Source organism: Psychrobacillus sp. FSL K6-2836 (genome assembly GCF_038003085.1).
Classification (GTDB): Bacteria; Bacillota; Bacilli; order Bacillales_A; family Planococcaceae; genus Psychrobacillus.
Genome location: NZ_JBBOOM010000001.1, coordinates 3,532,527 through 3,553,750, shown reverse-complemented (window position 1 = coordinate 3,553,750; position 21,224 = coordinate 3,532,527). Strand labels below are relative to the sequence as shown.

The following is a 21,224-nucleotide window of genomic DNA, read 5'->3' as shown; positions in this document are numbered from 1 at the left end:
ATCACCATCCATTAGCTATTTGGAGTAGCTAGAAGTTCCTCACCTTGCAATTGTCTTTGCTTAGCAGCAGCGTTAACCTGTTCATCTGCATGATAACTACTTCTAACTAGTGGACCAGCTTCGCAATGGGAGAATCCTTTGCTCATGGCAATTTTACGCAATTCTCCAAATTCCGCTGGGGAGTAATATTTCAGAACTGGTAAATGTTTTTTGGTAGGCTGTAAGTATTGACCAATCGTCATTATATCTACGTTGTTAGCGCGAAGGTCATCCATCACTTCTAGTATCTCTTCATGTGTTTCTCCTAAACCCAACATTAGTGACGATTTTGTCGGAATGCTTGGTTGCATTTCTTTTGCTCGACGTAGTAGCTCTAGTGAACGATCGTATTTAGCTCTTGCACGAACTCTAGGAGTCAGTCGACGAACTGTTTCAATATTATGGTTAAGGATATCGGGTTTTGCATCCATAATATTACGGATATTTTGCTCAATTCCACCCATATCAGAAGGCAAAACTTCTATTGAAGTAAAAGGATTTTTTCGGCGAATCGCTCGGATCGTTTCAGCAAAAACTTCAGAACCACCATCTTTTAAATCATCCCGAGCAACTGCTGTTACAACTACATGTTTTAAATTCATAATAACAACCGAATCAGCAACTCTTTCTGGTTCAGCTAAATCTAATTCATTAGGTAGTCCAGTTTTTACTGCACAAAAACGGCAAGCTCGTGTGCAAATAGCTCCTAAAATCATAAATGTAGCTGTTCTACGTGAACCCCAGCACTCATGTATATTTGGACATTTTGCTTCCTCACATACCGTATTTAAATTATTTTCACGCATTAACTTTTTTAGACCCTTGTATTCATCGTTCGTATTTAACTTGATTTTTAGCCACTCTGGTTTTCTTTGGTGCTCTGTTTTCGTTGGTTTACACGATGTCATTTCATCTCGACCCCATTCTAAATAAACTAACTACACTGTTGTCAATGTAACATAATATTTAATTGCAAACAACCATACAATTACCAGAGTCATCCAATATAAAAATAGCTAAACTACTTTTTTACCTTTGAGACTCCAGATAGAGAAAAATAAGATTAGGATGACGACTACCGTTATAAATCCAAAAATAACGGATCCAGTAAGACCCAATATTAAATAACCAATTGCTGCAATGACAGCACTAATAATAGCATAAGGTAACTGTGTCATTACATGGTCAATTACGTTAACTCCTGCACCTGTTGCTGACATAATGGTAGTATCAGAAATTGGTGAACAATGATCACCAAAAACTGCACCTGCTAAAACTGCAGCTAAAACAGGAAGTAATAATTCCGGTTCTACGACCATAATGATGCTTGCACCAATTGGTATTAAAATACCGAATGATCCCCATGAGGAACCAGTTGCAAACGCCATAAAAGCGGTTAAAACAAATAATAAGAAAGGAATTATACCGACTGGAATATTATTTTCCGTAACGATTTTAGCTAAAAACTCTCCTGTTCCCAGTGCATTTATTAAAAATGAAAGAGCCCAAGCAAATATTAAAATACAAATAGCTGGTAACATTGAATTAATACCAGATATAATCGCTTTCCCTATTAACCCAGCATTTGCTTCTGGATTTCTCTTTAATTGACGAGTGTATAACAGAATCGCTAATATACTCGATACAATTCCACCTATAAATAAAGAAAGTGGAACGTCTGTATTCTCAAAAATAACAAATAAGTTCATTACTTTTCCTGAAGCCTGGTACCCTGTCCAAAACATTGAAACAAGTGTTATACCTATTAACGATACAATTGGTAAGATTAAATCATTCACTTTTCCATAATTATTTTCCGGGAAATTACCTTGTAAATCACCTGGATTTGATTTATTGGGATCAAAAAGCACTCCTGTTTCTTTTGCACGTTTTTCATGTTTTTTCATCTCACCTAAGTCATTGTCTGTCCATGCTATAAAAAATACCATTGCAAGTGCAGCAATAACATAGAAATTCATCGGGGCCATTATCAGAAATGCCTGAAGTGGTGTATAGTCTGTTACTGCATAAGTAGCGAAAATAACACCTAACTGACTTATTAGAAAAGCTCCCCAACTAGAAACTGGAGAAACTACACAAACTGGTGCTGATGTAGAGTCGATAAAATAAGCTAGCTTTGCACGTGATACTCGGTGAGAATCTGTGATTGGACGGGCAATTTGTCCAACAGCAAGTGCATTAAAATAATCGTCTACAAAAATAATAATACCTAAAAAGGCAGTTAATAGTTTTGAACCACGATTCGTTCTAATACGTTTGACTGCCCACGCTGCAAACGCAGTACTTCCTCCTGATAAGCTGACCATCGCTGTAACTACTCCAAGCAGCAAGATAAAAGACAATATATAAATATTATACATATTCAATCCATTATCCCAAAACGACGTGATAAAGGAATCCCAAAGAATGATTAGTGAATCAACGGGTGAAAAGTTTTCTACTAATAGAGCTGCCGAAACGATTCCGACCCCCAATGATAATAAAACCCTCTTCGTCACAAGCACCATTACAATCGCTAGTAGTGGTGGTAAAATTGAAAATATCGTATTTTCCAAAACAAATCCTCCTCAAATATAAAAAAGCCAACCTAATATACATATAGGTTGGCTTTTAATTAAAATTTCAAGCATAAATTTTATATACTTTGTAGTTCTCCATTTATACTTTTGTATAAATGACAGTGTTATTTTTGTTTAAAATAACCCCAATTAGATTTGTTTCGACGATCAGCATCTAATTTCGGCAAAACTTCCTTCCGTTTACAATCACAGTTGTCATTCTCCTGTAAACTACTCTTAAGTTCTGCAGCCTCTACCTATTTCTATTCATTTCTACCAGTATAACAGTAAATACTAGGTTATAAAGGTTTTTTATTTTTCTGGTAATGGTAGTGGTACTTCTATTGATGGAGCTGCATCCCCGTCGCCACCTGTGTATATATATGGAACCTGGCCTTGAACAATCCCCATTGCAACCGGGATACTCTGTTCAACCGTACTCATTTTACTTGCTAGAGGAACAATTATTTGTACGTTTACCGTAATATGGATATTGACTTCAACATACGCATTATTAATACCAAATTTAGTAATTGAAGGCACTACATTTGATTGTACATTACCAATGACGTGAAAGCGTATAGGAATTTTCGGACCTAAGTTTCCAATGATGGGGATATTCGCCGCTTGCCCCATCGGAACGAAAAATACGACTCCCCCCTGATCCTCCATCGTTTGTTTATCGTACTCGATGTCATCTAAATAAGGTAGACTTGAAAAGTTACCCTGCTCAGCCTGTTCTAAATGAGACTGAACAAGCTGATTTGTATCAGATAGTATACGATTTATTATTTCTGTATTAAATCGAGTAGTGACCATTGTAGTACTATCTGATGGCACCTCTTCGATTATGTCATTTACATCGAGCGTATTCGAAATTCTTGAGTTAATCGCTTTATTTATTACCATGGATGCTATTTTAGTTGTTTGAACTTCTGCATATTCCAAGTAGGTAGCATTCAACTGCTTATTAATATAATAGATGAGTCCTCCAACTGATAACATAAAACAAGTTAAAAAAATGGCTAATTTACGCTGATTAGTAAAGAAAGTAAATCGCTTTTTTTTCTTTCGATAGAACAAAAACAATCCCCCTAATTACTACTTATGTAAGGAGGGGGATTTTCATGACTTATATTCATTTTTTTCATACTGTCCATACCATTTTACGACATCTCGAATCATTTCGGGCATAAAGTATTGTTTTGGAGCAAACTTTAATGAAGGAAAAAAGTAACCAAATGTAAACATATCTAAAGTTGCCAACGTATATATGTTTTCATGCTCAAGTGGCTTTTCATCGACTAACACTGAACCATCTTCTAGCTCTTGAAGCTGTTCGTATAGTATTGCTCCAAGAAAGTTACCTCTAAAACCTAGCCCCTTTACTTCAAGCTTTGGCCATTTTTCATTTTTCGCTGTTCGAATAACTTCGAGTAGCTCTGTACCGGTTAAAGTAATAACACATGGATTAATAGGGTGCGGCAAACATTGATGTAAGTCTCTCGCAGTAATTGGCCCCTGCTGTAGGTCCTTTAAGAAGATACCCGCCGGAAACATCGCACAGTTTGCATTAGTAAAGGAAAGTAATGCTTTTCCGAAGAAATGAGATAAATCAGATTCCATAAACCATTCCTTTTTCAATATGGATGAGTTGTAAAAAGCAATACTAGACATTTCAGCTATTCCTTCATTTTCCCAAGCTAACTGTGAATCTTTTGCGTTCATTGGGACTGACAGTGCCTCAATAGGAAATAGCACTGCTTTCTTCGATTGGATTGCTCCTGCTGCATGGTCAAATTCCAACGTCACAAGCCCAACATTCATACCAAATTTACCTGTAGCGGCTTGCAACGAACTACCGATTACCTTTCCTTCTTCAAATGCGTGATGAGTATGCGACCCCAAAATCAAATCCACCTGCGGAATTTCCAACGAAATTATTTCATCCTGTGACATTCCTAAGTGAGACATGCAAATAAGAACATCCACTTGTGGACGAAGTGCTTCACATACCCCTTTTAGACGTGGAATCGGTTCTTGAACATGCCAACCTAATTTTTCATAGTAAATGCCGTAATCTGCAGTTGCCGCAACAATTCCTATTTTAATACCTGTCGGTGTCACATGTATTTTAAAGGGTAATACCCACGGTGGAATATTCCCTTCCAAATCAGTAAAATTGGAGACGATAACTTCAAAATTAGCCTCTATGTATAAGGATTCCAAGTCTTCATGGCTTAGAGTGATCCCCTCATTATTTCCAATCGTTACATAATCGTAATGGGCTTCATTTAACAGACGCACATTCCCCTTTCCCAAAGTACCCTCCGTAAATATATTCGAACGATCCAGATGATCTCCAATATCTAAGGTTAAGTGAGAAGCCTGTGCACCATGTTTTTTCCGACTATCTGAGAGAAATTGATGAATAGCAGGCCAATTTTCTAGATGACTATGCAAATCATTTGTATGGTATATATAAATCGTCTCTCTCATTTTTCACCCACCCTAATCAAATATGCCTCCGTGTGATTGCTTCCGCTTCACTTTGTTCAACTCCGCAGGAAAAATATTGCTTTCGCTTCACTTTGTTCAGCTCCGCTGGAAAAACATTAACTGAATGAAGTTATAGTAGTCCATCTATAATAGATCGTATACCTAATAATAGAAGTACAATTCGTAAAGCCAACACAAGTGTATCAGAATTCAGCTTTTTGTTTAACTTTGCTCCTATTTTTGCTCCAATATAAGCAGCGGGAATTACTGGAATTGTATATAACCAAGGTACATTTCCTAATGATATATGCGTAACAGAATTCACCATTGCTGATAAAAACACCATAAACATAGACGTACCAACTGCTACATGAGGTGGGAATAGGAATAATAAAATCATCGCAGGTACGATAATAGATCCCCCGCCAATACCAAATAGACCTGATGCAAAACCAACACCAAAAGTTAATAATAATGCAAACCAAATGGGATATCCGTATACATATGTTTTATCGCCATCATTAAAGGTTTTCTTTTTCCCATTTTCCACAAACCATCGAACTGGTTTTAGGCGATCTCGAACTAACAACAAAGTGGATAAGATAACAAGTAAAATACCAAAATATAAGTTAAATGAAGGCAAATCCAATCCTTTGTTCACAAATGCACCAAGTATGGTTCCAGGAATACTACCGATAAAGAAAATAAACCCACTTTTAAAGTCAACTGTTTTAGTCTTCATATAGGATAATGTAGAGGACAGTCCCGTAAATATCATCATAATAACAGACAGTCCAACTACACTCTGCGGCGTAATATTTGGTATCATACCAAGAGTTGCGCCAAAAAACAGTGTAGCTGGTACTAAAATGACGCCTCCACCAAGGCCAACCAATGCTCCGACAATTCCTGAGAAAAGACCACTAACTGCAAGTATAATCCATTCCATTTAAAAATCTCCTTCAAATAAATCTAATTGTTTTGGAGCAAGTCCTTCAAAATTTAATCCTAGCATGTTCTGGAATGTTTTTGCATTGCTTGCCGCATGCCCACCAGAGTTATTATTAAACAAGACGACAACTTCATTTGCCAGTTTTTCTAGTTGTTCACAAACATTTTTAATAGAAGAAAGTTCTTCTTTATTGTAATCATATAAGTACCTTACTTCTCTCCACTTCACATTATTGCCCGGATTTATCCACCCATATGTATTTCTACCATGCAACCGAACTAGCACCTTATTTGTAGTGGCAATCGGAACTAAAGGAATACTGCCATCACCTGCCTGTGGTTCATCACAAACGCTATGATGAAGATGATTTTCCTTCAAAAATTGAAGTGTGGAGTCTTTGTATTCTGGAGCATACCAGGATTGATGACGAAACTCAACAACCACATCAAAATCCTTTAACTCTTCTCTTACTTTACGTATATATTGTACACTTTCCTTATTACATTGGAACCAAGGCGGAAATTGCGCAAGTATCATGGACAGCTTCCCTGATTCTTTAAATGGCATAATTGATTGTCTATATAATTCAAACATTTCGTCAAGCGAATCAAAAGGAAAATCACCTCGTAAATGACCAGTTATTCCTTGATATGCTTTCACAACAAATTGAAAATTATCTGGAGTTTCTTTAATCCACTTTATACTATTTTTTATCGGTTGAATTGCGTAAAATGCCGCATCTAATTCCACGACGGGAAAGTGTGCACTGTAATCTTGTAATCTTTCCTTTGCGGAGGATACGTACAAATCTGGATGATCTCCCCAACCGGTTAGGCCGATTTGAATCATTTTCATCACCTCACTATTAATACAATAATATCATATCACTCAGTTTGCTTCAGAGATAATTAATGACTTATATCCAGATTTTAGTCGGATATGATCTTCCCAATAACGTATTTAATCTTTAGAGTATGAAAAGATGGATAATAATTTTTTATTTCGCTAAAATATATATGTGTCGTTACGAATAGCCCATTACGCTTATTTGAAGCAAAGGGAGGAATTAAATATAGTGAAAGTAGATGTATGTATCGTAGGTGCAGGTCCAGGGGGAGCACTTCTTGCTTATTTATTGGCTAGGAAGAATGTTTCTGTTGTGTTAATAGAGCGAACAAATCAAATTGGTAAAACGTTTCGTGGAGAGCATTTAAATGAAGAAGGCGAAGCTATTTTAAAAAAATATAATTTATTTGACGAAGTGGAAAAACTCGGTCTCTTACGAATGGAGAAGCTTGAGTATTGGCAAGATGGTAAGCTTTATAAAACAATCTTACCAGATTCAGCAGTCGGACATCTTGGTATTCATGTTCCTCAAGCGCATTTGTTGCATGTATTATTAGCAGCAGCTGAGCAATACCCAACGTTTCAACTAATGTTGAGTACGAAGGTGGAGGAACTACTGCAGGATGAAGATGGGACTTATACGGGTGTCTCAGCTTCACAGAATGATGAAAAAGTGTTCATTGAAAGTGAACTAGTTATTGGTGCTGATGGCCGTAATTCTACTGTTCGTAAAAAAGCGAATCTAGATGTAACTACTCGTAAACATGGATATGATTTGCTTTGGGCAAGAATTCCAGCACCAGAAAAATGGGAACCTTCTATTAAAATGGCCTTAATTGGTGATAAACAAATTTCCCTTTTTACCCAAGCAAAAGGTTATATTCAAATTGGTTGGAATATTGAAGAAGGTTCATTTGTAGCACTTAGAAAACAGCCTTTTACACCATTTATCGAGCAGCTGATTGTTGCATTTCCAGAACTTGAACAAACAGTGCGCGAAAATATTATATCGTGGAAGGATTTCGTTCTATTAGATGTGTATAGTAGCACTAGTGAAAACTGGGGAAAAAAAGGAGTCGCATTAATCGGAGATGCAGTTCATACGATGACACCTACTGGGGCATTTGGATTAAATAGTGCTTTGAAGGATGCGGATTATTTCGCTTCATTGATCGATAAAAATACAATTACCCAGCTTAATACTGCTGATTGTGCCTCAGTTCGGAAAAAAGAAGTGGCTAAAATTCAAGCTATTCAAGTAGAAAAAGAACAATCTTTTGCTTCTCAATTTGTTGTGATGGTTTAACATACAACAAAACCAGTCAAAATATTTTGACTGGTTTTATAATGATTTCATTTGAACGTCACTTCTCTAATAGTAACTGGAGTATCCTTAAAAGCCTGTAAGAGGCCATCCTTCTCAATCTGTTCCTTCATTACTTCTTTATAAGGCAGTTTTACAACTAGTTTGCTCTTCAAAGGGGAGAATGATAGGGAAATAAGTTCTTCGTTTTCCCAACTTGCTATAATTGGCTCTTCCGTAGCAAATAAAAACATCTGTGGAAATCCATTTTTGAAAAAAGGATGCTTCTTCTTATTATTTCCTGGTTCATGTAAACAAATATATAATGAGAGGAAATCGGAGAATTTTAACAGATCCAAATGATACATTAATGTCTTTTTCTTCTCCTCATTCCCGATTATTCCTAATTCATCATAAAGTCGATCCTGTCTTTGCTTTTCAATATTCCAAAATTCTCGAACTGCGGGTTCTTCAGCATCTTGAACGAATGAAGAATAATGTAAACTACACAATAAACAAGCATACTTACCCATTCCCTCCACCTCATCCAATCCTTTTTCATAAAAAGAAATTTTAAGGTCAGTAGGATAATCAATAAAAGAGAAAGGCTCCTCTGACTTATCATTCCAAAGCGGAGACTTATCTGGATCTATCCAACCACGGTCATGCTCCTGAATCGCTAGTATTACTTCTTCGTTATCTTTAGAACCATAATAAAAATCATCCTTACAATGTTCGGCTATCTGCTTTGAAACTTGCGCATGATCATCCTGAGTAATCATTACATAGCTATCTTCTCGTTTATATACAATCATTTTCAATATCCTCTCTTTACAAAATTACACTAGTTTAATTACTTATACTACTTTTTGATTACCACTTAATGAATTGCATCAAACTAACATTATTTAACAAGTCTATAAATAAAAAAATGCAGCAAGGTGAATAGTACACCTTGCTGCATTTATATAATTGGATTAACCAATAGAACCTTCCATCTCGAATTTAATCAGACGGTTCATTTCTACTGCGTATTCCATTGGAAGTTCTTTTGTAAATGGTTCGATGAAGCCCATTACGATCATTTCAGTTGCTTCTTCTTCACTTAACCCACGACTCATCAGGTAGAATAATTGTTCTTCAGATACTTTTGAAACTTTTGCTTCATGTTCTAAAGAAATATTATCATTCAAGATTTCGTTGTAAGGGATTGTATCAGAAGTAGACTGATTATCCATGATCAATGTATCACATTCGATATTTGCACGAGCACCTGTAGCTTTACGTCCAAAATGAACGATACCACGATAAGTTACCTTACCACCTTGTTTCGAAATAGATTTAGAAACAATAGTAGATGAAGTATTCGGAGCTAAGTGCATCATTTTCGCACCAGCATCTTGATGTTGACCTTTACCAGCAATTGCGATTGAAAGCGTCATACCACGAGCGCCTTCACCTTTTAAGATAACAGCTGGATATTTCATCGTTAATTTTGATCCAATATTTCCGTCAATCCATTCCATTGTTGCGTTTGCATCACAAACTGCACGTTTTGTAACTAAGTTATAAACGTTGTTTGCCCAGTTTTGGATTGTAGTGTAACGGCAATAAGCATCTTTTTTAATGATGATTTCAACAACTGCACTATGAAGTGAGTTTGTTGTGTAAACAGGAGCAGTACATCCTTCAACATAATGTACAGATGCGCCTTCGTCTACAATAATTAGCGTACGTTCAAATTGACCCATGTTTTCAGAGTTAATACGGAAGTATGCTTGCAGTGGAGTTTCCACTTTCACACCTGGTGGTACATAGATAAATGATCCACCCGACCATACCGCTGAGTTAAGTGCTGAAAACTTATTGTCTGATGAAGGAATTACTGTACCCCAGTGCTTTTTGAAAAGATCTTCATTTTCACGAAGTGCTGAATCTGTATCTTTAAATACAATTCCTAAGTCTTGAAGCTCTTGCTTCATATTATGGTATACAACTTCTGATTCGTACTGTGCAGAAACACCTGCAAGATATTTTTGCTCAGCTTCTGGAATACCTAATTTATCAAATGTAGCTTTGATTTCATCTGGCACTTCATCCCATGAAGTTTCTGTTTGTTCAGAAGGCTTTACATAATACGTAATCTCGTCGAAATTTAAAGACCCTAAATCTCCACCCCATTGTGGCATTGGTTTTGAGTAAAAAATTTCTAAAGCTTTTAAGCGATAATCTAACATCCATTGTGGTTCTGATTTCATACGTGATATTTCTTCTACGATTTCTTTCGTTAATCCACGTTTAGAACGGAAAATGGATACGTCTTTATCGTGGAAACCATATTTGTAATCACCAATTTCAGGCATTTTTTTTGCCATCGTAATTCCTCCGTTCATGTGTTATTCTTTTTCTTCTGAAACGCCTTTTTCCATTGCCTTCCAAGCTAACGTTGCACACTTGATACGTGCTGGAAACTGAGAAACACCACTTAATGCTTCTATATCTTCAAGCTCAATAGAATCATCATAATCTTTCCCTAGCATCATTTCTGAAAAAGTACTAGAAAGTTGTAGAGCTTCCTCTACAGATTTTCCTTTAACTGCTTGTGTCATCATGGATGCAGATGCCATAGAAATAGAGCATCCTTCTCCATCAAATTTCGCATTTTGTATTTTACCATCTTCCACTTGAAGTGTTAAATGAATGCGGTCCCCACAAGTAGGATTATTCATATCAATTGTTAAAGCTCCATCCTCAATACTACCTTTGTTACGAGGATTTTTGTAATGATCCATAATCACACGACGATAAAGTTGATCTAAATTAGAAGACATCGTTAAAATACTCCTTTGCTGAAAGCAATCCAGTAACTAGACGATCAATATCCTCTTCTGAATTGTATATATAGAAACTAGCACGAGCAGTTGCCACACATTGCAACCATTTCATCAATGGTTGTGCACAATGATGTCCTGCACGAACCGCAATTCCACTCATATCTAGAACTGTTGCGACATCATGTGGATGTACATCATCTAAATTGAATGTAACAATTCCTGCACGCTTGGCAGGATCAACAGGTCCATAAATGGATAAGCCGTCAATCGTAGACATTTTTTCCATTGCGTAAGCAGCTAACTCATGTTCATGCTTTTCAATTTCATCTAACCCGATTTCCTCTAAGAAATCAATTGCAGCTCCAAGACCAATGGCACCAGCAATTATCGGAGTTCCACCTTCGAATTTCCAAGGAAGCTCTTTCCACGTAGAATCATACAACCCTACGAAGTCAATCATTTCCCCACCAAATTCGACTGGTTCCATTTTATCCAATAATGCTTCTTTTCCGTATAGTACCCCTATACCAGTAGGACCACACATTTTGTGACCAGAGAATGCAAGGAAATCACAATCAAGTGCTTGAACATCTAATTTTAGATGAGGTGCAGCTTGTGCACCATCAACTACCATTACCGCTCCATGCTCATGTGCAATTTGCGTAATTTCTTTTATAGGATTCATTGTACCTAAAACGTTTGAGACATAAACGATTGACACAATTTTAGTTTGGTTAGTAATTGTTTCTCTAACCTTTTCTAAAGAGAGTGTGCCATCAGCTTCTAAATCAATATATTTTAATACAGCACCAGTTCTCTTCGCCAATTGCTGCCAAGGAATAATATTAGAATGGTGCTCCATATGCGTAATAACAATTTCATCGCCTTCTTTTAGGTTAGCCTGGCCGTAGCTCTGTGCCACCATATTGATAGCGGTTGTTGTACCACGAGTAAAAATAACTTCTTTAGTAGATTTAGCGTTAATGAATTTTTGAACCTTTTCACGTGCTCCTTCGTAACTGTCCGTTGCTCGGTTACCAAGCGTATGAACTCCACGATGCACATTAGAGTTTTCAAATTCATAATACTTTTTAATAGCTTCAATCACTTGAATTGGTTTTTGAGAAGTAGCACCATTGTCTAAATAGACTAATGGATGCCCATTGATCTCTTGGTCTAAAATCGGAAAATAGCTTCGAATCTCTTTAGTATTGAGCATTAGCGAACTTTCCTTTCAATAACCTCCGTCAGCTGTTTCTTCACGCCTTCAATAGGTAATTCGTTTACTACAGGAGCAAGGAATCCATGAATTACTAGACGCTCTGCTTCATGTTGAGAAATACCACGGCTCATTAAATAATACAACTGAAGTGGATCTACTCGGCCAACTGATGCTGCGTGACCTGCTGTTACATCATCTTCATCGATTAAAAGAATAGGATTTGCATCTCCTCGTGCTTTTTCGCTAAGCATTAAGACGCGAGACTCTTGCTCTGCATTAGATTTGGTTGCACCATATTCAATTTTACCAATACCATTGAAAATAGACGATGCTTCATCTTTCATAACGCCATGCTTAAGAATTTGACCTTCTGTATGTTTACCCCAGTGAATTACTTTTGTTGTAAAGTTTTGTTTTTGTTTACCGCGACCTACAACAACCATTTTTACATGACCCTCTGAATTATCTCCAACTAAATGCGTTGTATTTTCAGAAATAGTATCACTGTCATTCATCATACCAAGTGCCCATTCAAGTACAGCATCACGACTTGTTACCCCACGACGATTAACGTATGTTGTAAAGCCTTCCGCAAGAACGTCAACAGTACCGAATGTGACTTTAGAATTATCTTTTGCAATTACTTCCGTTACGATATTAGCTAGCCCTTCTGCATGATCTACGGTAGATAAGTAGTTCTCTACATATGTTACAGAACTATTTTCATCTGCTACTAGTAAAGTATGGTTGAAAAGGGAAGCTGTTTTATCATCATGTAAATAGATAACTTGAATTGGTTCTTCAATTACTACATTTTTAGGTACGTATAAGAATACACCACCGTTTAATAGTGCAGCATGGAGTGCAGTTAATTTATGCTCTGTTACTTTGACACCATCTGTCATAAAGTATTGTTGAACAAGCTCTGAATGCTCACGAACTGCAGTGTATATATCTGTTAAAATAACACCTTTTGCTTTTAGTTCCTCAGATAATGAAAGAAAAGCTGGTGTATTGTTATGTTGAATGTAAATGTTTTTTTGCTCATCCGCATTTACAACAGCTTTCACTTCTTCAGGTAGCTCAGCTAAAGAAGTAAATTTACTGCTATCTACAGTATGAACTGGAAACTCTGTGAAATTCCAATTAGTAATTTTTGTTTTGTCTGGTGTTGGCATCGGAAGTGCTTCAAGTTCACCAAATGCTTTCAGACGAAGTTCTGTCATCCAGCTTGGTTCTTGCTTACCTTCTGAAAAGGAGCGGATATCTTGCTCGGTTAATGCCAATTTTGTTTCAACCGTCATGCTGATTCGTCCCCTTTCTTATGCTTCTTGTCCAACTGTTTCGTCTTCGATTCCTAACTCTTCTTTAATCCATTCGTAGCCTTCTGCTTCTAATCTTTGTGCAAGCTCAGGTCCGCCAGATTTAACTACGCGACCTTGCATCATAACATGAACATGGTCAGGAGTAATATAGTTAAGAAGACGTTGATAGTGAGTGATTACTAAGCTTCCGAATCCTTCACCACGCATTTGGTTAATCCCTTTAGAAACAACTTTTAATGCATCGATATCAAGACCAGAGTCAATCTCATCTAGAATAGCGAATTTTGGTTGTAGCATCATTAATTGAAGAATTTCATTACGTTTTTTCTCTCCGCCTGAGAATCCTTCATTTAAATAACGTTGTGCCATATCTAAATCCATTTCCAAAAATTCCATTTTGCTATCAAGCTCACGAATGAATTTCATTAATGAGATTTCATCGCCTTCCTCGCGGCGTGCATTGATCGCTGAGCGAAGGAAATCTGCATTTGTAACTCCAGTGATTTCACTTGGATATTGCATTGCTAGGAAAAGACCAGCTTGAGCACGTTCGTCTACTTCCATTGCTAAAACATCTTCTCCGTCCAATTCAATTGAACCAGATGTAACTTCATATTTTGGATGACCCATAATAGCAGAAGCTAAAGTAGATTTACCTGTACCATTAGGACCCATTACTGCGTGAATTTCGTTTGTATTAATCGTTAAATTAACACCCTTTAAAATCTCTTTACCGTCTATTGCAACGTGTAAATCTTTAATAACTAAAGTCGACATTTAATAACCTCCATTAAGTAAATACGAATGTATAATCATTCTAATTTATTATCATTCTAATCTTAACTCAAACTAAGGTGCCTTGCAAATCTTTTGGAGCATATTCTATTTAATATTGTAGAATATACAGATTTCCTGTTTTCTCTTGACTTTTCACTAAACTATTAGGTAAATAGTATTCTTTCTATATTTTCAATAAGAATCGACTAATTGAGAATCGATTTCACTATGAAGCTAGTGAAAACAAAAGAATCCACGGAGAAATTCTCCATGGATTCTTGTATATTATCCCCTAAATGCCTGGGCATCAATTTTCGCTGCTAATTGCATGCACTTTTCATGATCTTCCTGTCGTTTGTTTTCAACTTGCAATCGTAATTCCTGACTTTGTCTCAATTCATCGTACCCAAAACCATGTACTCCTCTAAATGCGTGGTCCATCTGTTCTGTATAAGGTAAATCGTCCGAACTGATAATGAATCATCCCTCTCTTTTTTTAGTTCATGTTCTATATACCCGCTTAATCGGGACTTAAACATTAATTTTAAAAAAACTTAATCTTTTTTGGAAAATTTGTCTACGATAATCGCGAGTGCTCCGTCTCCAGTAACATTTGTCGCCGTTCCAAAACTATCCTGCGCAATGTAAAGAGCAATCATCAATCCTATCATTGCCCCGTTAAATCCAAGCATTGTTTCCAGTAATCCAAGCGCTGCCATAACCGCTCCACCAGGAACTCCAGGTGCCGCAATCATCGTTACGCCAAGCATAAATATAAAAGGGATGAATGCGGATAACATAATATCTTGTCCATTAATAAGCAACACACCAATTGAACAAGACACAAGCGTAATCGTGCTCCCTGATAAATGGATTGTTGCAAACAAGGGAATCGTAAAGTCTGTAACTTTTGCAGAAGCACCAGTTTTCTGTACCTGTTTTAGCGTCACCGGAATAGTTGCTGCTGATGACTGTGTACCTAAAGCTGTAAAGTAAGCTGGAGACATTGTTTTTAACAGTTTCAAAGGATTTTTCCCTGTTAACGTACCAGCCGCTGTATATTGTAACGAAAGCATTACAAGATGCAAAACGATAATCATAACAAACACAACGCCAAAAACAGATAATACCTTCGCAACTTGTCCACCGTACGCCATATTCATAAAGATTCCAAAAATATGTATCGGTAATAACGGAATAATAATATAAGAAATTACCTTTTCAATAATCTCACTAAACTCTTCAAATGCATTTTGCAGCGTGTTTCCTTTCAGTTTGGAAATCCCAATCCCCATAATGAATGAAAAAACCAATGCAGTCATTATATCCATCATCGGAGGTATCGGCATTTCAAATAAGCCCCCGATTAAAAATTCCTCTGGATTTTCTAACTCCACACTCTCCTTACCACCGATAAGCTTTGGTAGCAAATTCGAAGCGATAAAAAATGCGATAAAACCAGCAACGATCGTTGATAAATAAGCAACGCCAGTAGAAATTCCGAGTAATCTCCCAGAACCCTTTCCTAGCTTAGCTATACCCGGTACGATAAAGCCAATAATGATGAATGGCACTATAAATCCTAAAAACGCACTAAAAATACTATTAAAAGTAGCCATAATCTCTACCACTATTTTAGGGACAACTAATCCCAATAAAACCCCAGCCACAATAGCTACCACTATTCGTGGCAATAAACCAAACCTTTTCACGAAGTGTCCTCCTTATATGTACAAATGTATTATCAATAATATTTATACACTTTAGCACACTCACTTATTAAATTGAATAGGTATAGTAATATACGTAATATTCTATTAAATGCCGGGTGGTTTATAAAATGTGGCAGCACTATTTCCAGACTTTATTAAAAGAGAGCTTGTTAGTATTCTTTTCGCTTCATGTCTATTATTTAATAAAAGAAACTCTCTACATTCCTTATTAGTAATAGTTTCTTTGCAGAGCGAAAAATAAGTGGAAATCGCTTTATGATGTGCATCCGAATTAGTCTTTTTACAAGCGGGACAATACCAAGTACGGATTATTTTCTGCATTCCAATAAAACCGCAGCATTCACATTTTACTCCTAGTTTTAAATCTTCAAATGGAATTGAGAAATGATCGGTAAGGGGAATGATTGGAGATGAAGAGGGTCTACTCAGTAGAATTCCTTTTAATTTCTCCATTTGTTCGTTACTTAGGGTTGAATTATATTCGGGAAGAGTTCGGAGGTAGGAACGTATTTCATTCCTATAAATTATTTTAACGGTGTTGACTGACTGTGTGATAAAACTATTCCGAGAAGCAAAGATTACTACACCATGGATAGGAACTGATATATTGTACCGGCGGAAGAATTGGGAGAGTTGATACTTATATTCACTCAACTGGTTTGCTGGGCAAGGGTATTTATTTACTTTCCCATCCTCCTTCCGTTGGATAAGTTGGGAGGGATTTGTCGAAAACTCTAATTCACCAATAATGTTTTTCACTTCAAGGATAACGGCTCCATATGGGGTTATTATTAAGAAATCTAATTCAAACGCACATTCTGCAAAGAGAAACATTTTGTGAAAAATATAGCATTCATAAGGAAGGTTCATTTGCTCTAACTCTTTGTAAACAATCTCTTCTCCATAATCTCCCGCTTTAATAGCACCTATTTCTTTGGATATCCTTGCATATTGTGGATGTTGCGGAGAAAGTCTTTCCAATAAATCCGACATCCTTGCTACAGATTTGGATGGGGAATATGGTTTAATTATCAAATTTTCATCACCTCTTCAACAGAATAGCATGAATAATTAGTTTTTTCTAGATTAAATTTTTTAGGCGGATAGGGTTCTTGCTCGGGCGCTTAGTCTACTCGCGCGAGCGCATACGGCTCTTTCTCGAGCGTTCGACATCCTACCGGGTGGATAGGCGGCTTGCTCGAGCGCTTAGCCTACTCGCGCGAGCGCATACGGCTCTTTCTCGAGCGTTCGACATCCTACCGGGCGGATAGGCGGATTGCTCGGGCGTTTAGTCTACTCGCGCGAGCGCATGCGACTCTTTCTCGAGCGTTCGACATCCTACCGGGCGGATAGGGGACTTGCTCGGGCGCTTAGTTTACTTGCGCGAGCGCATACGGCTCTTTCTCGATCATTCAACATCCTACCGGGCTGATAGCGCGCTTGCTCCGGCGCTTAGTCTACTCACGCGAGTGCATGCGACTCTTTCCCGAGCGTTCAACATCCTACCGAGCGGATTGGCGGCTTGCTCGGGCGCTTAGTCTACTCTCGCGAGCGCATACGGCTCTTTCCCGAGCGTTCAACATCCTACCGGGCGGTTAGGGTTCTTGCTCGGGCGCTTAGCCTACTCGCGCGAGCGCATACGGCTCTTTCCCGAGCGTTCAACATCCTACCGGGCGGTTAGGCGGCTTGCTCGATCGCTTAGTCTACTCGCGCGAGCGCATACGGCTCTTTCCCGAGCGTTCAACCTCCTACCGGGCTGATAGGGACCTTGCTCGGGCACTTAGTCTACTCTCGGGAGCGCATGTGCATTCTTCCTTGGTGTATCACAACACACAAAAAAACAGACATCCAAGGATGCCTGTTTCTCCTATACATTATTATTTTACTGGTACTACTGATCCGCCCCACTCGCTTAGGATGAAGTCTTGGATTTCTTTAGATTTCAATGCTTCTACTAAAGCTTTGATCTCTTTATTTTCTTCATCGCCTGAGTTTACTGCAATGATATTTACGTATGGTGACTCATCTGACTCTTCAATTGCGATCGAATCTTCTAATGGATTGATACCAGCGTCGATTGCGTAGTTAGAGTTGATCAATACTGCATCGCCTTCTTCATTTTCATATAACTGAACCATAAGTGCTGATTCATAGTTAGCGTCAAATTGAAGGTTTTTAGGGTTTTCAACGATGTCTTTCACTTCAGCTTTTGTTTTATCAACACCATCTGCTAATTTAATAAGACCTTTAGCTTCTAACATAGCAAGGATACGACCGTGATCGGCAACGGAGTTACTCATTAAGATTGTTGCACCCTCTGGAAGTTCTTCGATAGAACCGTATTTTTTAGAATATAAACCGATTGGTTCAATATGTATTTCGCCAGCGTTAGCAAAATCATATCCAAAATCAGCTTTTTGTGATTCAAAGTAAGGGATATGTTGGAAATAGTTCGCATCCAAATCGCCTGAGTCCAAATCTTTGTTTGGTAATACATAATCTTGATACGTTTCTACAACAAGTTCAATTCCTTGTTCTTCTAGAATAGGTTTAACTTCTTCCAATATAACTGCATGAGGTACGTTAGATGCACCTACCACAAGTTTACTACTTTCTTCATCTCCACATGCTGCAAGTGTTAGTGCACTTACTGACAATAATGCTCCAGCTAAAAACTTCTTCATTCTCAAATCTCTCCCTTTTTATCTTATAATTTCTATGTGATCGAGTTCACTCGTTAACACCAATTATCGTTTATCTATTTTGGTAGTAATTGCATCGCCTATCCATTGGATGATAAATACCATGATTAATATTAAAATCGTAGCAACAAGTGTTACGTCTGTTCTCCCTCTTTGGAATCCATCCAAGAAAGCTAATGTTCCTAGTCCCCCAGCTCCGATAATACCCGCCATCGCTGTATAACCAACTAGTGAAATCCCCGTAACCGTAATCCCTGATACTAATGCGGGCATAGATTCTGGCAATAGAACCTTCCAAATAACAGTAGAAGTTTTAGCGCCCATCGATTTAGCTGCTTCTAGTACTCCCTTATCAATTTCTCGTAGAGCTATCAACACCATACGAGCGTAAAATGGAGCAGCTCCAATAACTAAAGCTGGGAATGCCGCATTTGGCCCACGCATTGTTCCAACTAAAAACTTCGTTAATGGGATTAATAAAATGATCAAAATAATAAATGGAATGGAACGGAATATATTAACGAAAGCTCCTGTTAACCAGTTAGCTAACTTGTTCGCCCATGCTTGATGAGGACTAGTTAAGAAAAGTAAAAGACCGAGCACTAGCCCAATAATTGCTGTCAGTATAGTAGATACTGCAGTCATATATAATGTTTCAACGGTTGCTTCCCACATTTTTGGCCAATCAACGTTTGGAAATAAATTATTAATCATTGTTGATCACCTCTGTATTTACTTTTTGTTCATGTATATAGCGGATGGCCTCATCCACCAATAATGCATCTCCCTCGAGTTGAAGGATTAGGGTACCAAATGCGCCATTTTGTGTATGCGAAATATTCCCTTGAACAATATTCACTTCTAAATCAAATTGCTTTATCAATCTCGAAAGTATTGGTTGCTCTGTTTGCTCTCCAACAAATTTTAGCTTGATCAACTTGCCATTTGGATAAAGCTCTTTTAAATGTTGTATTGTTTGTAAGGCTTTAGCTGAATCATTGACCTGTGAAACAAAACGCTTCGTTATAGGTTGTTGTGGATTTTGGAATACATCTAAAACTGCGCCTTCTTCTACCACATGCCCTTTTTCCATTACTGCAACGCGACCACATATTTTTTGTATGACCTGCATCTCATGGGTTATCAGTACAATAGTAAGACCTAACTTTTCGTTAATACTAACTAATAAATCCAAAATAGAATCCGTAGTTTCAGGGTCTAGCGCCGAGGTTGCTTCATCACAAAGAAGGACTTCTGGACGATTTGCTAGTGCACGTGCAATTCCGACACGTTGTTTTTGACCGCCTGATAATTGAGAAGGATAATAATGTCCACGTCCCTCAAGGCCTACAAGCTCAATAAGCTCGTTAACCCGTGTAGCACGTTGATCTTTTGGAACACCAGCTATTTCTAAGGGAAAAGCAATATTTTCTGCAACCGTTCTGGACCATAACAGATTAAAATGTTGGAAAATCATGCTTACCTTTTGTCTTACTTGACGAAGCTTCACTTCATTTATCTTTGTAATATCTTGATTGTTCACGATAATTTGTCCAGAAGTTGGTTTTTCTAATCCATTTAATAAGCGAATAAGTGTACTTTTACCTGCACCACTATAGCCAATGATGCCAAAGATTTCGCCTTTCTTTATGTCAAGATTCACCTCTTCAACTGCAACGATCGTACCCTGTTTCGTACTAAATTTTTTCGAAATATTATTTAAATTAATCACGCGAATCTTGCCACCTTTCTATGAAACACTTTATTACCTATTTATCACTAAGTAATGTTGTATGAATTTTTATATCCAGCATTTTAATGCTACTTATCGTGCCAAACAGTTACTATATAAATACATATACTTCCCATTTCGATCTAAAAAAACCCTCCTGCAAAAGAGCAGAAGGGCTTTAAGTTATCCATTTTAATAACATTCATCCATTCTCTCATTTCCCAAAGCATTTGCTTTGCGTGATTTGGCACCATTTCATTTACATGACGGTTGCCGGGCTTCATAGGGCACTTCCCTCCACCTCTCTTAATAAGAGTATTACTATTTAATTTGTCGGTATATCGTATATTATCACACGACTACTTGCTCGTCAATACTTTTTATAGAGTCTAATATAAATGGAACAGATTGAAAGGCATATATTTTTTTATATACCGCATCACCTTTAGCTATTAACAGACAAGGCACACTTTCAATATGATAATCCATTGCAAAATTCTCTAAGTAATTAATATTTGCTTGGCCAATCGAAAAAGGCTTCATCTCTTGTACAACTTGCATCATTTTACTAGCAACTTGGCATGTTCCACATAAAGGTGTATAAATATAAAACATCGTAAGCTTACCGCTTTTTTTATGACTATTCCACTGTTCAAGTGTCCATTCATTCACATTACATCA

At 37.4% G+C, this 21,224-nt stretch carries 20 protein-coding genes and 2 riboswitches; of the genes, 1 reads left to right on the top strand and 19 read right to left on the bottom strand.

Features of this window, described 5'->3' with window-relative positions; all coding sequences use genetic code 11:
• Positions 1 to 11: 11 nt before the first annotated feature.
• The 6 genes from lipA to MKY37_RS17050 all read right to left on the bottom strand — a co-directional run bounded on the left by lipA (position 12) and on the right by MKY37_RS17050 (position 6,918).
• Positions 12 to 947: a lipoyl synthase gene (lipA, locus tag MKY37_RS17075; RefSeq protein WP_340778889.1), complete on the bottom strand. Its 936-nt coding sequence runs from the start codon at positions 945 to 947 to the stop codon at positions 12 to 14.
• A gap of 108 nt (positions 948 to 1,055) precedes the next feature.
• On the bottom strand, positions 1,056 to 2,615 hold the full coding sequence (locus MKY37_RS17070) for a Na+/H+ antiporter NhaC family protein (RefSeq protein WP_340778887.1): 1,560 nt from the start codon (positions 2,613 to 2,615) through the stop codon (positions 1,056 to 1,058).
• Positions 2,616 to 2,699: 84 nt separating this feature from the next.
• A riboswitch (Lysine riboswitch) is annotated at positions 2,700 to 2,882 on the bottom strand.
• 48 nt (positions 2,883 to 2,930) lie between these two features.
• Positions 2,931 to 3,701, bottom strand: coding sequence for a sporulation protein YunB (yunB, locus tag MKY37_RS17065; protein WP_340778886.1), 771 nt, complete (start codon positions 3,699 to 3,701; stop codon positions 2,931 to 2,933).
• Between the two features lie 42 nt (positions 3,702 to 3,743).
• The gene (locus MKY37_RS17060; RefSeq protein ID WP_340778885.1) at positions 3,744 to 5,117 is read right to left on the bottom strand and encodes a bifunctional metallophosphatase/5'-nucleotidase; all 1,374 of its coding nucleotides are present in this window, start codon (positions 5,115 to 5,117) and stop codon (positions 3,744 to 3,746) included.
• Positions 5,118 to 5,247: 130 nt separating this feature from the next.
• Positions 5,248 to 6,066 carry a sulfite exporter TauE/SafE family protein gene (locus MKY37_RS17055; RefSeq protein WP_340778884.1) on the bottom strand — a complete coding sequence of 273 codons (819 nt, stop codon included), beginning with the start codon at positions 6,064 to 6,066 and terminating at the stop codon, positions 5,248 to 5,250.
• Entirely contained in the window at positions 6,067 to 6,918 is an 852-nt protein-coding gene (locus tag MKY37_RS17050; RefSeq protein ID WP_340779968.1) for a DUF72 domain-containing protein, read from the bottom strand.
• A gap of 169 nt (positions 6,919 to 7,087) precedes the next feature.
• Between MKY37_RS17050 and MKY37_RS17045 the strand changes: the two genes are divergently transcribed.
• The gene (locus tag MKY37_RS17045) at positions 7,088 to 8,221 is read left to right on the top strand and encodes an FAD-dependent monooxygenase (protein WP_340778883.1); all 1,134 of its coding nucleotides are present in this window, start codon (positions 7,088 to 7,090) and stop codon (positions 8,219 to 8,221) included.
• A 47-nt stretch (positions 8,222 to 8,268) separates the two neighbouring features.
• Here MKY37_RS17045 and MKY37_RS17040 read toward each other — a convergent pair whose 3' ends face one another.
• The 13 genes from MKY37_RS17040 to MKY37_RS16980 all read right to left on the bottom strand — a co-directional run bounded on the left by MKY37_RS17040 (position 8,269) and on the right by MKY37_RS16980 (position 21,215).
• Positions 8,269 to 9,033, bottom strand: coding sequence for a DUF3891 family protein (locus MKY37_RS17040; protein WP_340778881.1), 765 nt, complete (start codon positions 9,031 to 9,033; stop codon positions 8,269 to 8,271).
• A gap of 162 nt (positions 9,034 to 9,195) precedes the next feature.
• Positions 9,196 to 10,593, bottom strand: a complete 1,398-nt coding sequence (sufB, locus tag MKY37_RS17035; protein WP_340778880.1) for a Fe-S cluster assembly protein SufB — start codon at positions 10,591 to 10,593, stop codon at positions 9,196 to 9,198.
• A 21-nt stretch (positions 10,594 to 10,614) separates the two neighbouring features.
• Positions 10,615 to 11,049 carry a Fe-S cluster assembly sulfur transfer protein SufU gene (gene sufU, locus MKY37_RS17030; RefSeq protein WP_340778879.1) on the bottom strand — a complete coding sequence of 145 codons (435 nt, stop codon included), beginning with the start codon at positions 11,047 to 11,049 and terminating at the stop codon, positions 10,615 to 10,617.
• Entirely contained in the window at positions 11,039 to 12,271 is a 1,233-nt protein-coding gene (locus MKY37_RS17025) for a cysteine desulfurase (protein WP_340778877.1), read from the bottom strand. Before MKY37_RS17025 ends, sufU begins: the two co-directional genes overlap by 11 nt.
• Complete coding sequence (gene sufD, locus MKY37_RS17020; RefSeq protein WP_340778875.1) at positions 12,271 to 13,578, bottom strand: Fe-S cluster assembly protein SufD; 1,308 nt, start codon at positions 13,576 to 13,578, stop codon at positions 12,271 to 12,273. Before sufD ends, MKY37_RS17025 begins: the two co-directional genes overlap by 1 nt.
• Before the next feature lie 18 nt (positions 13,579 to 13,596).
• Positions 13,597 to 14,376 carry a Fe-S cluster assembly ATPase SufC gene (gene sufC / locus MKY37_RS17015; RefSeq protein ID WP_340778874.1) on the bottom strand — a complete coding sequence of 260 codons (780 nt, stop codon included), beginning with the start codon at positions 14,374 to 14,376 and terminating at the stop codon, positions 13,597 to 13,599.
• 285 nt (positions 14,377 to 14,661) lie between these two features.
• Positions 14,662 to 14,817, bottom strand: coding sequence for a hypothetical protein (locus MKY37_RS17010; RefSeq protein ID WP_340778873.1), 156 nt, complete (start codon positions 14,815 to 14,817; stop codon positions 14,662 to 14,664).
• A 113-nt stretch (positions 14,818 to 14,930) separates the two neighbouring features.
• A complete protein-coding gene (locus tag MKY37_RS17005; protein WP_340778871.1) occupies positions 14,931 to 16,088 on the bottom strand; it encodes a dicarboxylate/amino acid:cation symporter in 1,158 nt (385 codons plus the stop codon).
• 105 nt (positions 16,089 to 16,193) lie between these two features.
• Positions 16,194 to 17,144, bottom strand: a complete 951-nt coding sequence (locus tag MKY37_RS17000) for a nuclease-related domain-containing protein (RefSeq protein WP_340778870.1) — start codon at positions 17,142 to 17,144, stop codon at positions 16,194 to 16,196.
• An 842-nt stretch (positions 17,145 to 17,986) separates the two neighbouring features.
• The gene (locus tag MKY37_RS16995) at positions 17,987 to 18,793 is read right to left on the bottom strand and encodes a MetQ/NlpA family ABC transporter substrate-binding protein (RefSeq protein WP_340778867.1); all 807 of its coding nucleotides are present in this window, start codon (positions 18,791 to 18,793) and stop codon (positions 17,987 to 17,989) included.
• 63 nt (positions 18,794 to 18,856) lie between these two features.
• A complete protein-coding gene (locus MKY37_RS16990; protein WP_340778866.1) occupies positions 18,857 to 19,525 on the bottom strand; it encodes a methionine ABC transporter permease in 669 nt (222 codons plus the stop codon).
• Positions 19,518 to 20,543, bottom strand: a complete 1,026-nt coding sequence (locus tag MKY37_RS16985) for a methionine ABC transporter ATP-binding protein (RefSeq protein WP_340778865.1) — start codon at positions 20,541 to 20,543, stop codon at positions 19,518 to 19,520. Before MKY37_RS16985 ends, MKY37_RS16990 begins: the two co-directional genes overlap by 8 nt.
• Before the next feature lie 211 nt (positions 20,544 to 20,754).
• A riboswitch (SAM riboswitch) is annotated at positions 20,755 to 20,859 on the bottom strand.
• Positions 20,860 to 20,894: 35 nt separating this feature from the next.
• A complete protein-coding gene (locus MKY37_RS16980) occupies positions 20,895 to 21,215 on the bottom strand; it encodes a thioredoxin family protein (RefSeq protein WP_340778864.1) in 321 nt (106 codons plus the stop codon).
• Positions 21,216 to 21,224 lie beyond the last annotated feature (9 nt).

What these genes read in the sequence shown, in the direction of transcription:
- sufU (WP_340778879.1), bottom strand. Translation starts at nt 11,049, where the DNA reads ATGTCTTCTAATTTAGATCAACTTTATCGTCGTGTGATTATGGATCAT.
- MKY37_RS17040 (WP_340778881.1), bottom strand. Translation starts at nt 9,033, where the DNA reads ATGATTGTATATAAACGAGAAGATAGCTATGTAATGATTACTCAGGAT.
- MKY37_RS17010 (WP_340778873.1), bottom strand. Translation starts at nt 14,817, where the DNA reads ATGGACCACGCATTTAGAGGAGTACATGGTTTTGGGTACGATGAATTG.
- lipA (WP_340778889.1), bottom strand. Translation starts at nt 947, where the DNA reads ATGACATCGTGTAAACCAACGAAAACAGAGCACCAAAGAAAACCAGAG.
- MKY37_RS17060 (WP_340778885.1), bottom strand. Translation starts at nt 5,117, where the DNA reads ATGAGAGAGACGATTTATATATACCATACAAATGATTTGCATAGTCAT.
- sufD (WP_340778875.1), bottom strand. Translation starts at nt 13,578, where the DNA reads ATGACGGTTGAAACAAAATTGGCATTAACCGAGCAAGATATCCGCTCC.
- sufB (WP_340778880.1), bottom strand. Translation starts at nt 10,593, where the DNA reads ATGGCAAAAAAAATGCCTGAAATTGGTGATTACAAATATGGTTTCCAC.
- MKY37_RS16995 (WP_340778867.1), bottom strand. Translation starts at nt 18,793, where the DNA reads ATGAAGAAGTTTTTAGCTGGAGCATTATTGTCAGTAAGTGCACTAACA.
- MKY37_RS17055 (WP_340778884.1), bottom strand. Translation starts at nt 6,066, where the DNA reads ATGGAATGGATTATACTTGCAGTTAGTGGTCTTTTCTCAGGAATTGTC.
- MKY37_RS17025 (WP_340778877.1), bottom strand. Translation starts at nt 12,271, where the DNA reads ATGCTCAATACTAAAGAGATTCGAAGCTATTTTCCGATTTTAGACCAA.
- sufC (WP_340778874.1), bottom strand. Translation starts at nt 14,376, where the DNA reads ATGTCGACTTTAGTTATTAAAGATTTACACGTTGCAATAGACGGTAAA.
- MKY37_RS16990 (WP_340778866.1), bottom strand. Translation starts at nt 19,525, where the DNA reads ATGATTAATAATTTATTTCCAAACGTTGATTGGCCAAAAATGTGGGAA.
- MKY37_RS17050 (WP_340779968.1), bottom strand. Translation starts at nt 6,918, where the DNA reads ATGATTCAAATCGGCCTAACCGGTTGGGGAGATCATCCAGATTTGTAC.